At 56.0% G+C, this 12257-nt stretch carries 12 protein-coding genes; 6 read left to right on the forward strand and 6 right to left on the reverse strand.

What is annotated here, in order from left to right:
* Nucleotides 1-126: 126 nt before the first annotated feature.
* A complete protein-coding gene (locus OQ273_RS02615; protein WP_267988917.1) occupies nt 127-576 on the forward strand; it encodes a pyridoxamine 5'-phosphate oxidase family protein in 450 nt (149 codons plus the stop codon).
* Between the two features lie 58 nt (nt 577-634).
* Here the strand turns inward: OQ273_RS02615 and OQ273_RS02620 are convergent, their stop codons facing one another.
* The 4 genes from OQ273_RS02620 to OQ273_RS02635 form a co-directional block, all read right to left on the reverse strand.
* Nucleotides 635-1468, reverse strand: a complete 834-nt coding sequence (locus OQ273_RS02620) for a universal stress protein (protein ID WP_267988918.1) — start codon at nt 1466-1468, stop codon at nt 635-637.
* A gap of 147 nt (nt 1469-1615) precedes the next feature.
* Nucleotides 1616-2041 carry a DUF2267 domain-containing protein gene (locus OQ273_RS02625; RefSeq protein ID WP_267988919.1) on the reverse strand — a complete coding sequence of 142 codons (426 nt, stop codon included), beginning with the start codon at nt 2039-2041 and terminating at the stop codon, nt 1616-1618.
* 197 nt (nt 2042-2238) lie between these two features.
* Nucleotides 2239-2556: a TraR/DksA family transcriptional regulator gene (locus OQ273_RS02630; RefSeq protein ID WP_267988920.1), complete on the reverse strand. Its 318-nt coding sequence runs from the start codon at nt 2554-2556 to the stop codon at nt 2239-2241.
* 128 nt (nt 2557-2684) lie between these two features.
* Entirely contained in the window at nt 2685-3365 is a 681-nt protein-coding gene (locus tag OQ273_RS02635) for a helix-turn-helix domain-containing protein (protein WP_267988921.1), read from the reverse strand.
* A 187-nt stretch (nt 3366-3552) separates the two neighbouring features.
* Here OQ273_RS02635 and OQ273_RS02640 point away from each other — a divergent pair, with 187 nt between their 5' ends.
* Complete coding sequence (locus tag OQ273_RS02640; protein WP_267988922.1) at nt 3553-4317, forward strand: response regulator; 765 nt, start codon at nt 3553-3555, stop codon at nt 4315-4317.
* Here OQ273_RS02640 and OQ273_RS02645 read toward each other — a convergent pair.
* On the reverse strand, nt 4314-5855 hold the full coding sequence (locus OQ273_RS02645; protein ID WP_267988923.1) for a PAS domain S-box protein: 1542 nt from the start codon (nt 5853-5855) through the stop codon (nt 4314-4316). The genes OQ273_RS02640 and OQ273_RS02645 overlap by 4 nt on opposite strands.
* A 110-nt stretch (nt 5856-5965) precedes the next feature.
* Here OQ273_RS02645 and OQ273_RS02650 point away from each other — a divergent pair, with 110 nt between their 5' ends.
* Together OQ273_RS02650 and OQ273_RS02655 are read left to right on the forward strand one after the other, a co-directional pair.
* Nucleotides 5966-6622: a BON domain-containing protein gene (locus OQ273_RS02650; protein WP_267988924.1), complete on the forward strand. Its 657-nt coding sequence runs from the start codon at nt 5966-5968 to the stop codon at nt 6620-6622.
* A 169-nt stretch (nt 6623-6791) separates the two neighbouring features.
* Nucleotides 6792-7229: a host attachment protein gene (locus OQ273_RS02655; RefSeq protein WP_267988925.1), complete on the forward strand. Its 438-nt coding sequence runs from the start codon at nt 6792-6794 to the stop codon at nt 7227-7229.
* A 45-nt stretch (nt 7230-7274) separates the two neighbouring features.
* On the opposite strand, the gene OQ273_RS02660 is transcribed toward OQ273_RS02655, so the two are convergent.
* Nucleotides 7275-8438, reverse strand: a complete 1164-nt coding sequence (locus OQ273_RS02660) for a site-2 protease family protein (protein WP_267988926.1) — start codon at nt 8436-8438, stop codon at nt 7275-7277.
* A gap of 333 nt (nt 8439-8771) precedes the next feature.
* On the opposite strand from OQ273_RS02660, the gene ppsA reads away from it, so the two are divergent.
* Both ppsA and OQ273_RS02670 read left to right on the forward strand, forming a co-directional pair.
* Nucleotides 8772-11165: a phosphoenolpyruvate synthase gene (gene ppsA / locus OQ273_RS02665; RefSeq protein ID WP_267993012.1), complete on the forward strand. Its 2394-nt coding sequence runs from the start codon at nt 8772-8774 to the stop codon at nt 11163-11165.
* Between the two features lie 60 nt (nt 11166-11225).
* Nucleotides 11226-12143, forward strand: a complete 918-nt coding sequence (locus tag OQ273_RS02670) for a 1-phosphofructokinase family hexose kinase (RefSeq protein ID WP_267988927.1) — start codon at nt 11226-11228, stop codon at nt 12141-12143.
* Nucleotides 12144-12257: the final 114 nt, after the last annotated feature.

Genomic DNA, 12257 nt, shown 5'->3' on the forward strand with positions numbered 1-12257 from the left:
TCAACTCCTCGTCCACCGGAGATTTATCCGGCGGCCTCGTTTCGGGTACGGTGTGATTGACCTGCGTCAACTTGGCGGCGGCTGTCGATGCTCTAATGGACTCCAACGCTGAAGACGGAGCTCATTATGGACCAGGAGAAACGCAATCAGGTCGTCTCGATCATCGATGACGTCAACGATATGACCATCGCCACGGTGCGTGACGACGGATTTCCGCAGGCAACGACGGTCAGCTTCATGAATGACGGGCTGACGCTTTATTTCATGACCACGAGCGACAGCCAAAAGGCCTCGAATATTGCAAAAAACAACAGGGTGTCGGTCACCATTAACCGGGATTACGGGTCCTGGGACAAGATCGAAAGCCTGTCCATGGGCGGTTTGGCTCTTCGGGTCACCGACCCGGCCGAGCAGGAGAAGATCGGCGAGCTGCTTATGGAAAAGTTCCCTGAAGCTGCCCAGTACGAACCTGAGGACACTGATGTCGAGTTGGCTTTTTTCCGGGTCGAACCCCGGGTCGTCTCGCTCCTGGATTACTCGAAGGGTTTCGGTCACACCGAAACTTTGACCGTGTAGGCATCGCGCCTCGGCCTGAAGCGGCAATAATTGCTGCGCAGGCAGGTGGAGCGAAGCGCTAGTGCATCATCAGGACGGGCACGTCGGTGTTGTTCAATACATGGCGCGTGACGCCGCCGAACACCTGTTCACGCCATCGGCGGTGGGAATAGGCACCCATGATAAGGATGCTGCCCGCCGTTTCTGCCGTTTTGTCGATCAGGAACTGTCCGGTCTTTTTTCTGCCGGGGTCATGCATTTCGATATCGACAGCCTTTGCGTGCAGCAAAAGGTATTCCTCTAGCTGTCTGAGAGTGTGCGCGCCGGAGTCGCTGCCGACTGTCACGACGACAACCTGTTTTGCGGCCTCAATGAGTGGCATTGCCGCCGAAATCGCATGGGAGGCTTCCAGACTTTGGTTCCAGGCTATGACGATGCGGTTTCCAAGATCCTTGTCGGCCGGCCGGGGTGGGGTCAGGAGCAAAGGCTTTGAAGATTGCGACAACATCTGATCGAGCAGAAATTGCCAATAACGGCCCGCCGGCTGGTTGATGCTTCCCAGCACGGCAAGGTCTGAAAAGAGCGTATAATCGAGGAGCGACGTGCCGGGAACTTCGGACGTGCCGGTGAATTTGGCAGTTACCTTCTTGTAACGCGCGGCGTGCGCTTCAAAGGTGTCCTGCGCCAGTTGCTGTACTTGCTTCAGCTTCTGTTTTTCCTGTTCCTCGAGAGCTTCGATTTCGTTCTCCGACAGGCCCCAATTGTCCATCCAATCTCCCATCGAGCGGTCATGCCGTGGAGATATGCCCTGAACCTGGGCTTTGTGATGGGCGGCCAGAACGAACGCAAAGTCCGCCGTTTGTGTCATGTCAACACTATGACTGACGGGCAGAAGGATTCTCTTTATGGACATGGGCGCTATCTCCTTTCGGCCGGTTGTTGGCCGTCATGCATATTTGCATGTGTCCTGTGGGAAGAGTTGATCTGCGTCAGCTTCCGCTCACGAAAACGGGTTTTCTTCATGCAGGAGCGATCGGTCGCGCAGATGACCGTGATGCATCTAGGGCCAGAGCTTTCTGATCTGCTTCGGCATTGCGTTTTTGACATCATCGATCTCGCCGCTGGAGACGTGGGCACCCAGAAGTCTGAAGACGGCGCTTACGGCTGTTTCCGTATCCTCGAGGGGTTTTTGATCGAAAACAGTGTCGACGCGCTTGAGAAAATCTTTCTTTTTTCGCGGGTGCGCCGGTGTTGTCGACGGGTTCCAGCCTTCGTAATAGATACCCCGTATCAGGACGGGCAATTGCGCTGCCAGCTGGGCGGCTTCATCGACTGAAAGCCAATCGCGCACGGCGTGAAGCGTCGTGCGAAACAGCATGTAGGCTCTGTGCCTGTCTTCAAGACCCAGATCCCGGGAAAGTGTATTGAGCCACTCGTTCAAGGTATTTGGTGCATGATCGATTGATTTGATGCCGGTCAGTTCCATAGCTCATCCAATGGCTTGTTGTTGACGGGACCAGAGACATCCATCATGTCGTTTGTCCGTTTCCACGGGTTGACGCAGGTCAATTTCGAACTCTGATCCAGCCATCGATCTGCGATCGTGACGACTTTGCCGACAAAGCCCACGGTCACACGCAATACGCGTTGCCAAAGATGCGCTTCAGGAACGCGGCTCGATCATCATTCCATGCAGTTGCGGCATAGCGTGGCATAGGGAACCGCGTCCAGCCGCTCATCGGAGATGGGTTCGCCGCATTTGAGGCATTCGCCGTATATGTTGTTTTCCATCCTTTTGATGGCGGCGTCGATGGCTGCAATTTCTTCCTGACCGGCAAGACCCTGCAATTCGTGCACTTCGTCGAGTTCACGTTCCGTGGCCCGTTCCTCGGCATTGGGATTGACGGGATCGTCAAGCCAGTCCTCGATTTGTTTAAGCCGGTCCTCCAGCTCGGCCCGTTTGGCGAGAAGCCGCTTACGTCTTGTTTCAAGGTTTGTCATGTTTTTGTCCGCACCTATGTCCGGAAATCACAGTTTGCAGTTTTCGGATGGAGAGTTTGAGACTGACCGTTCCGCTTCTCCGGCCAAGTTGTTTTTCACTGTCTTCGGCGAAACCGTAAGTTCAAGACCTAGTTGCGTTCCGCAAGCGTTTTCAGAAGAACCGGTTGGCGAATGCAAACGCGGTGTTTTCTGGGCAACTCGATGTAACCACCCTGGCGAAGTACGGTCAGCGTGCGGCTTATTGTCTCGTGAGACAGGCCGAGGAAGTCCGCGATGTCCGACCGGCTCATGGGCAGGTCGAAACAGGTCTTGCCGTCGCGTTTTTCGCCGACACGAAGGAAGAGCGTGTAGAGGAAGGAGGCGACTTTCTCCGTTGCCGATTTGCGGCCGAGCATGATGAAATGCTCCTGCATACTGTTTATTTCCGACGCCGCATGGTGCAGCAAACGGTTTGTGAATTTGGTGTGGCCGGCTTTTTCCGCCGAGGCGGTATTGCCTGGATATACCCGCAGGCGGACCTTGCTTACGGCTTCGCAATTACAATGGTGGATGCCGTCGTGGCTGAGCCCGATGACATCTCCTGGATAGCCGAAGGACAGAACCAGGCGACGTCCGTCAAGCAAAACCTTCGACGTGCGGACAACGCCCTCAATCATCTCGTAGATGAAATCCGCTTCATCGCCTTCGTAGAACAGCGAGTGTCCGGCCGTGATATTGATTGTCCTGGTAAGGGGCGGGTAACCGCCGGCCGCTTCGGTGTCCGTTATGGTGTCGGTATCAAGTGTGCTAACAGGTGACGTGACATACATGGTGCACTCCGCAGGTAAACCGCTAACATGCGGGCATTCCACCTGAGGTTGGTAACGTCAGTATCCCATGTTTGTATCAAAATGTATGTGATCGTAACTTTGTCGTTATTCGCCGGTAGGCTGACTGGAATTGGCGGCATAGACAACAGTGAGTGCAAGCCGGGTTCATCCGGCGGATGGGGTAAGCATGGCTGTGAAAAAGACCGGGATTCTCGTAGTAGATGACGAACCGAAGGTACGTCTGCTGTTGCGCCGGCTATTGGAGATGGAAAACTTCTTCGTGGCTGAAGCGGGCAATTCGCGCGAGGCTCTTGATTGCATGGACAAACATTCAATCGACCTGGTTACCCTCGATCTCAATCTGGGCAGCGAAAACGGTCTCAATGTTGCCTTGGCGATCCGCGCGAAAAGAGATGTTCCAATTGTCATGGTGACGGGCAAGGGGGATATCATCGATCGCGTTGTCGGGCTCGAGATGGGAGCCGATGATTACATTACGAAACCCTTTCACGGGCGCGAAGTCGTGGCGCGTGTGCGTTCCGTTCTGCGCCGCAGCGGCGGACGAGCGGCCGAAAGGGAGCCGGCAACGGGTGAATCGAAGCCAAAATCAGACAGTGCGGTCTACCACGTCAATGGCTGGACCATCTGCCCATCCAGCATGGAACTTTTTGATACCGATGGTTGCAGGCACAGTCTGACCAGTCAGGATTTCAAACTTCTGACCGTTTTTCTCAAAAATCCGAAACGGGTCCTGTCCCGCGATCAGATCATGGATCGAACGCACGGTTCGAACTGGACGCCCTATGACCGTACGGTCGACAATCAGATTGCCCGCCTGAGAAAGAAAATTGAAAAGGACCCGAATAACCCAACAATCATAAAGACGGTGCGGGGCGTCGGGTACATCATGACAGCCGACGTTGAGATGTGCGAAAGCGAAGCCGTGCTCTAGTCATCAGCTTCAATTACGGTCCGCAAAACCCGGGCCAGATCAGCCTGACGATAGGGTTTTCGCAGGAGGCTGAGCGAGCGGTTTGAAAGCCTGTCCGCATTCAACAGATCCTCGGCAAATCCGGAGGTCATCAGTATGCCGATGTCCGGGTGCATTTTTCTCGCCGCATCGACAACCCCGTAACCAGAGAGCCTGCCGGGCATGACCAGATCGGTGAAGACGACATCGATATCCTTCCGGTTCTTCAATATGTTGAGGGCTTCCTGTCCATCACTGGCCGAAACCGTTCGATAGTTGAGGATTTCCAATCGTTGGACGGTCAGCTTGCGCACGCGGGGGTCGTCTTCCACGACAAGAACGAGCTCGCCTCTACCTTCCAGTGAGTGCTGATCCGCGATGTCATCCTGAGTGTGTTCAGCTTCTGCAACACCGTCGTGCCGCGGCAGATAAAGGTTGACCGTCGTTCCGAAGCCTTCCTCGGAATAAATGGTCACGTTGCCTCCCGATTGCTTGGCAAAACCGTAGACCGTTGACAGGCCAAGCCCCGTCCCGCGACCGGACTGCTTGGTTGTAAAGAAGGGCTCGAATGCTTTTTCGAGCACGTTTTCGGTCATGCCCACACCTGTGTCGCTGACTGAAATGCGAATGTAATCGCCCGGTTCCACGCCGATTTCACGCGCAGAGTAATGCTCGTCGATCACCGTGTTGCTGGTTTCTATAAACAGGCTTCCGCCGGCGGGCATTGCATCGCGGGCATTGACGGCGAGGTTAAGCAGCGCTGTTTCCACCTGTCCCGGATCAGCAAGGGTCGGCCACAGGTCCTTTGAAAGCCGCGCATCGAATTCGACATGAATGCCAAGCGTCCGCCTGAGCATGCTGAACAGGTTTTCAACCAGCGCATTCACGTCCATGACTTTCGGCCGCAAGACGCTGCGCCGGGCAAAGGCCAGCAAAAGATCCGTCAGATTGGCTCCAAGCTCCGCCGCTTCACTCGCCTCCTTAAGGAGTTCCAGGTTGGTGCTGTCTTGCAGCTTTCTCTCAAGGAGTTCGAGATTTCCGGTAATGATTGTCAGCAGATTGTTGAAATCATGAGCTATTCCACCCGTCAGTTGACCGATGGCCTCGAGCCGCTGCGATCGCTCGAGTGCCTGTTCCGTGTTCTTTCTGGCCGTCAGGTCATGAATGATTCCGCAAAAATACACCTTGTCGCCGTTCCGGTATTCGCCGACCGCCAGATGGATGGGAAAGCTGGTTCCATCCATCTTTCTGCCGATAACCTCCCGGCCTTTGCCTATGATGTGCTTTTCGCCAGTCTGGATATATCGGCGGATATTGTCGTTATGCTCCCGAGCCCACTGCTCAGGCATGAGCATGCTCACATTGTTGCCGATCAGGTCCTTCAGCTCGTAGCCGAACAGCTGCTCGGTCGAGCGGTTCGCCGACTGGATCAGTCCGTCGCTGTCGATCGTGATGATCGAATCCACCGCGGCCTCAAGCAGGGCCTCGGTAATGCTGGCCTGTTCGTGCGGTGTTTTCATGGTCTGAGCCAGTAGTGGTCTGAGGAATTCACCAATTGATGCACATCAAGCGATGCGTGTGCAACTGCGCCATTGTACCGGTTCTCCTTCAAGTTTGAGGAAAGCAGATTATGGTTTCGGATTCCACTCTAACAAAACGCGTGCTCGATGAGCTTCGCTGGGACCGCAGTGTCGACCAGTCGCACATCGGTGTATCGTCGGCCCATGGTGCGGTCATACTGAGCGGGCATGTGCCCAACTATCCAGAAAAGATCGCGGCCTGCGAGGCGGCAAAGAGGGTCAAAGGCGTTCTCGCGGTTGCGGACGAGATCGAAGTCGATCTTCCCGCGGAGTGGCGGCGCGATGACGCAAGCATAGCCGAACGCATCGCACATGTGCTGGGCTGGGGCGTCAATGTGCCACAGGATCAGGTCAAGGCGAGTGTCAGAAACGGCTATGTGACGCTTTCGGGAGAAGTTGACTGGCAGTATCAGCGCGCCCAGGTGCTGCAACAGATAAGGCATGTTGCCGGTCTGCGCGGCCTGACCAGTGAGATCAGGATCAAGCCGCGCGCAACCGCCGTCAGCGTGCAAAATCAGATTGAAGAGGCCCTTTACAGACATTCCCAGGAAGAGGCGAAGACGGTTTGTGTAACCGTATCGGGAGATGCGGTTACGTTGAGCGGACACATCGCTGCACCTTATCAACGGGACCTTGTCAAGGAAGCCGCCTGGTCCGCACCGGGGGTGCGGCATGTCATCGACAATATGGAACTACGCCAGGCATGAAGCCAGGTGTCTTAGGCTATGGCGAAACGGTGCGACGCCACCGGACCGGTCGCTGATCTGGTGAGCCAAGTGGTTGGCCGGTCGGCGGCATAATTGATTCTCGTCAATAAGTCGCTCCACCACAGTTCCATTCTGGCAGTCCCCCCGTGATGATTTGTGGAATGTTCCTATGAAATCGAGAATAACTTGGATCTTGACGGTGAACAGTAAAAGCGCCCGTGCAGTTGTGTACAGGGGACCGGGACTGGGCCTGACGCTCTTACCGGACAGGTATTGGGAATTCGCAGAACCAGAGGGACATACGGATCGGCAAGGCCGCACCTTCAGCCGCACCCAGGCTATTCGTCACAAGCTGGAACCGCACACCAAGGCGCTGAACGACCGCGACAGATTTGCCAAGCAACTTGTCAGGGACCTGGCCGGCAACCTGCGCAGCGGCCAGTTCGAAAGTCTGATCATATGCGCGGCACCCTCCATGCTCGGCAGCTTGCGCAAGAGCTTCACCATGCCTTTGCAGCATTGTGTCCGGGCGGAAGTCGCGAAGGACCTGAACGGCGTTCCGGTTCACGAACTTGCCTCCCACCTTGGTGACGTGCTGCCGGTTTGAGATTTTTAACGCATCTCAATTTTGCGGTCCGATTATCCGCTAGCTTCACGCGTGCGACCGTCCCTTGAGTTCTTCTATGCGTGCAACGCCCAGCCCTTGCAAAACGGCCAGATAGGCAAGCAGGTCTGAAAGCGAGATCACCCCGTCAAGCCTGCCGGCATGGCCAACCAGCATCTTTCGGCGGTTGGTACGGACCATTTTTTCGAAAAGCTCATCCACCGGCATGTCGACCGATACCGTATTGTCCGGGCCGCCCGCGACCATGATGTCTCCAAGGCGGGTGGTCGGCCAATTGTCGCGTTCAATCTCGCGCACGAGCGAGGCGTCCACGTAGCCGAGCAGGTGATTTCCCTCCAGCACCGGGACGAAACTGACGTTTTGCGCAAGCATGATATCGTTCACGGTGACGTCCAGCGTGTTGTCCACATCGGCTGCAATCGGCGAATGTGTCATCAAAGCTGAAATGGTCTGTTCTTTCAGGGCAGCCTTGATAATGAGTTGCTGGTAGCTGCTTCTGGATCCGGAAACGATGAAGAAGCCGATGAGGATCTGCCACAGGCCCGCAACCGAACTCGCGGTGAAGAGCGACAACACGCCCGACACGATCAGGAAGATGCCAAACACCGTGCCGAAGCCGCTGGCGATCCGTGTTGCTTCGAAGACGTCGCCCTTGAGGTGCCAAAGCGCAGCCCTGAGGATACGGCCGCCATCCAGCGGAAAAGCGGGCACAAGATTAAAGATGGCCAGAACAAGATTGACGAAGCCGAGATAGACAAACACCACGTGCAGCGGTTTCGAGGCGCCGTTGCCGTCAAGTGCGACTATGGTCAGATAAAATAGAGCCGACAGTGCGAAGCTGGCGACCGGTCCAGCAACTGCGATCCAAAACTCCGATTTCGGGCTGCTCGGCTCCTGTTCCAGTTCGGCCACGCCGCCAAATACGAAGAGGGTTATGCCACCCACCTTAAGTCCAAAATGGCGGGCAACAAGCGAGTGGGCGAGCTCGTGCAGTATGAGGGATGAAAAAAGGCCGATCGCAGCCAATACGGACAGCGCGATATAGTCATATTGAGACTTGCCGGGAAGCTGTTGCGGGAAATAGGCGACCGTCAAACTCCAGACAATCAAGGCCGCGATCAATAACCAGCTTGAATCAACCCGTATCTGAAACCCGAACAGCTCAAACAGTTTCACGGAGTTCTTGAACATGGTTTCACCATCCCGATGGCCGATACCGCGACGGTGCACCAAAAGCGGATTGAGTTTTTGATTTTCATCAAATTTGCCGGGATAGCGGAAAGTCTACCCACCGGATTCCGGCCTGTAAAAATCAGTCCTGTTCCGGTTGATCCGAAGAAAGCCTCAATGGCGTCCGCGAAGGCGTTTCGGACCTGTTGGACCGGATTCGGTTTCCAGGCGGTTTTTCCTGCGCTGGATTCGGTCATGCCGGCTTTAAGAGCAATTGATCAGCATCAATTGCCTGCCGCAGCATCCGACATATCGTGGCGGGCAATCGATTGTACATCACATATGGGCTGGGCGATGAACGAAGACCGGTTGGTAATTTGGCTGGATGAGTGCGGACGCAAGGACATTGATCTTGTGGGCGGTAAAAACGCCTCTCTCGGGGAAATGCTCGACGCGATGAAAGCGAACGACATTCCGGTGCCGCAGGGATTTGCCACCACATCTCACGCATATCGCCTGTTTGTTCAAGAAAACGGTCTTGAAAAGATCATTACCGAGGCCCTTTCTGACTTGGCGGATGGTGTGTCCAGCCTGCAGGAGACCGGTGCGCGCATACGCTCGGAATTCATGCATGCCCGATGGCCGCACCAGGTGGCCAAACGAATATTGAGCGCCTATGCGCGTCTGTCGGAACGCCTGTTGATTGACGGCGCGGATGTGGCGGTGCGTTCCAGCGCCACGGCCGAGGATCTGCCGGAGGCAAGCTTTGCCGGCCAGCAGGAGAGCTTCCTGAATATCAGGGGTGAAGAGGCGCTGCTTGCGGCATGCAAGAGGTGCTATGCGTCGCTGTTTACCGATCGGGCCATCACCTACAGGAACCTGCATGGGTTTGACCATCTGAAAGTCGCGCTCTCCATCGGGATCCAGGCCATGGTGCGATCGGATGTCGGATCGTCAGGTGTGATGTTCACGATCGATACCGAAACAGGATTCGACAAGGTCGTTGTCATCAACGCCGCCTGGGGTCTGGGCGAGAGCATTGTGCAGGGAAAAGTCGAGCCGGATGAATTCGTAACGTTCAAACCGTTTCTGGATCACAAGCGCCGCAAGCCTATCCTTGAGAAACGTCTCGGCGCAAAACAGATAAAGCTCATTTACGGCTCAGGTGACGAAGCAACACAATACGTCCCGACGTCCGTCGAGGCGCAATCGACCTACTGCCTTTCAGACTCGGAAGTGCTCACCCTGTCGCGCTGGGCCTGTGCGATTGAGCAACACTATGGCGTTCCGATGGATATCGAGTGGGCCAAGGACGGCACAAACGAACGGCTCTATATCGTTCAGGCCCGGCCGGAGACCGTCCAGTCGCGGAATGATTCATCCTTGTTCACGACCTATGAGATTGCCTCGAAGGGCCAGCAGATTGTCAGCGGTGTCAGCGTCGGGGACGCCGTTGCCACCGGCCGGGTTGTTCTGCTTGAGAGCCCCGAGCAGATTTCTGAATTCGTCGATGGCAGTATTCTTGTGACGGGCGACACCGATCCCGACTGGGTTCCCATCATGAAACGGGCGGCCGGAATCGTGACCGACCATGGAGGGCGGACATCGCATGCCGCGATCGTCAGCCGGGAACTTGGGCTGCCAGCGATCGTCGGGACAAGGGATGCAACGCGGCGTCTGCATACCGGGCAGGACGTAACGCTCTCCTGCGCCGAGGGTGACGTCGGATTTGTCTATGAAGGCGTGGCGCAAATCAGCCGCAACACCATATCCGCAGAAGATATTCCCGAGACGGAAACCCAGGTCATGCTGAACCTGGCCAATCCCGGCGCTGCGTTTCGCTGGTGGAAGGTGCCCGCAGACGGTGTCGGGTTGGCTCGTATGGAATTTGTGATCGGAAACCATATCAAGATACACCCAATGGCGCTTGCCCGGTTTGACGAGGTGAAGGATGAGCAGGCCAGGAGCGAAATCGAATCCTTGACTGCCGGATACCCGCGCAAACGGGATTTTTTCATCGAAAAACTGGCGGTCGGCCTGGCTCGCATCGCCGCGACGGTTCACCCAAAACCGGTCATTGTCCGAATGAGCGATTTCAAGACCAATGAATACGCCAACCTCATAGGAGGCCGTGTGTTCGAACCGGTCGAAGAAAACCCCATGATCGGCTTTCGCGGCGCATCGCGATACTATTCCGAGAGCTATGAAACCGGATTTGCGATGGAGTGCGAAGCCATCGCAAAGCTCAGAGACGAGCTTGGTTTTGACAATGTGATCGTCATGATCCCGTTTTGCAGGTCTCCGGCCGAGGCGGACAGGGTTCTTGAGGTCATGGCGTCAAAGGGGATGAAACGTGGCGATAACGGGCTTCAGGTGTTCATGATGTGCGAGGTTCCGTCCAATGTCATACTGGCGGATGCGTTTGCCCGGCGGTTTGACGGATTCTCAATCGGATCGAACGACCTGACGCAACTGACCCTTGGTGTCGACAGGGACAACGAGATCTTGTCGGACCTCTTCGATGAGGAGAATGACGCCGTCAAATGGATGATCTCCAAGGTGATCGTCGACGCCCACAAACTGGATACACGTGTCGGTTTGTGCGGGCAGGCGCCGAGTGACAAGCCCGGCTTTGCCGAGTTTCTTGTCCGGTCCGGGATTGACTCCATATCGGTGACACCCGACAGTTTCGTCAGCGTGAAAAAACACGTGGCGTGCGCCGAGCAGCATCTCCGTGATACAAAGTGATTGTGAAACGGCTTGCCGTATCCGAAAGCCCACCAGACGAACGGTTCCTTAGGTCGCAACATGTCCGATATTCTGTGTATTGCGCTCAATCCCACCGTCGACGTGTCGTGTGAAGCCGAGCAGGTCCGGCACACATTCAAGGTTCGCACACACAACCAGCGCCACGACCCTGGCGGAGGTGGCATAAATGTGGCCCGCGTGGTTGCCGAATTGGGCGGGTCCGCCGAGGTCATATATCTGTCCGGCGGCGCAACCGGTGCACTTCTTGATGACTGCATGGAGAAAACCGGATTGCCGAGGCACAACATAGTGACCGAAGCTCCGACACGGGTGTCTTACATGGTCCGCGAGATGCTGACCGAACTGGAGTATCGATTTGTTCCCGAGGGACTTGAGATCAACCCGGCAAGCGTCGAGAAGGTGGTTGAACGGGTGGCAGCGTTCGAAGGAGACTACGTTGTTGCGAGCGGAAGCCTGCCGCAAGGATTGCCTGATGACACCTATGCCAAAATTGCCGAATCCATGCGCGATGCGGGAACGCGATTTGTCCTCGACACATCTGGAGCCGCTTTGCAAAGCGCATTGGATGCGGGCGGCCTGTTTCTGATCAAGCCGAGCATCGGTGAACTGCAGAAGCTTGTCGGTCGCAGGCTTGACGAGGATGACGCACAAAATGCGGCGATGAACATCGTGCGCGGCGGTGGCGCTCGCTACGTGGCCGTCTCGATGGGCGCCGAAGGTGCGTTCCTTGCCAGTGAGACCGGCGTTTTGCGATTGCATGCCAGACGCGTCAATGTGCAATCGGCTGTCGGTGCAGGCGACAGTTTCGTCGGGGCCATGGTTCATTCCCTGGCGGCGGGGCGCGATGTGGAGGCTGCATTCCGGTTGGGCATGGCAGCCGGTGCGGCAGCGGTCATGACGCCGGGCACACAGCTGTGCAGGCGCAAGGATGTTGAGGCGCTTTTTGACGGGCGGTGAGCCAACCGCGCCAATCCTTGATCTATTCCGTCTCCTCGACCCGACAAGAATTGATCGGCGTCAATTTGAGTTCGACAATTCGAACAATAATCGGTTGCAGAGCGGCAATAGGGC

Origin of the sequence: Hoeflea prorocentri (assembly GCF_027944115.1) — a bacterium.
Classification (GTDB): Bacteria; Pseudomonadota; Alphaproteobacteria; order Rhizobiales; family Rhizobiaceae; genus Hoeflea_A; species Hoeflea_A prorocentri.

Excerpts from the sequence above, each read along its gene's own strand:
- OQ273_RS02625 (WP_267988919.1), bottom strand. The coding sequence starts at position 2,041 with ATGGAACTGACCGGCATCAAATCAATCGATCATGCACCAAATACCTTG.
- OQ273_RS02645 (WP_267988923.1), bottom strand. The coding sequence starts at position 5,855 with ATGAAAACACCGCACGAACAGGCCAGCATTACCGAGGCCCTGCTTGAG.
- ppsA (WP_267993012.1), top strand. The coding sequence starts at position 8,772 with ATGAACGAAGACCGGTTGGTAATTTGGCTGGATGAGTGCGGACGCAAG.
- OQ273_RS02670 (WP_267988927.1), top strand. The coding sequence starts at position 11,226 with ATGTCCGATATTCTGTGTATTGCGCTCAATCCCACCGTCGACGTGTCG.
- OQ273_RS02620 (WP_267988918.1), bottom strand. The coding sequence starts at position 1,468 with ATGTCCATAAAGAGAATCCTTCTGCCCGTCAGTCATAGTGTTGACATG.
- OQ273_RS02655 (WP_267988925.1), top strand. The coding sequence starts at position 6,792 with ATGAAATCGAGAATAACTTGGATCTTGACGGTGAACAGTAAAAGCGCC.
- OQ273_RS02635 (WP_267988921.1), bottom strand. The coding sequence starts at position 3,365 with ATGTATGTCACGTCACCTGTTAGCACACTTGATACCGACACCATAACG.
- OQ273_RS02615 (WP_267988917.1), top strand. The coding sequence starts at position 127 with ATGGACCAGGAGAAACGCAATCAGGTCGTCTCGATCATCGATGACGTC.
- OQ273_RS02660 (WP_267988926.1), bottom strand. The coding sequence starts at position 8,438 with ATGTTCAAGAACTCCGTGAAACTGTTTGAGCTGTTCGGGTTTCAGATA.
- OQ273_RS02650 (WP_267988924.1), top strand. The coding sequence starts at position 5,966 with ATGGTTTCGGATTCCACTCTAACAAAACGCGTGCTCGATGAGCTTCGC.
- OQ273_RS02630 (WP_267988920.1), bottom strand. The coding sequence starts at position 2,556 with ATGACAAACCTTGAAACAAGACGTAAGCGGCTTCTCGCCAAACGGGCC.
- OQ273_RS02640 (WP_267988922.1), top strand. The coding sequence starts at position 3,553 with ATGGCTGTGAAAAAGACCGGGATTCTCGTAGTAGATGACGAACCGAAG.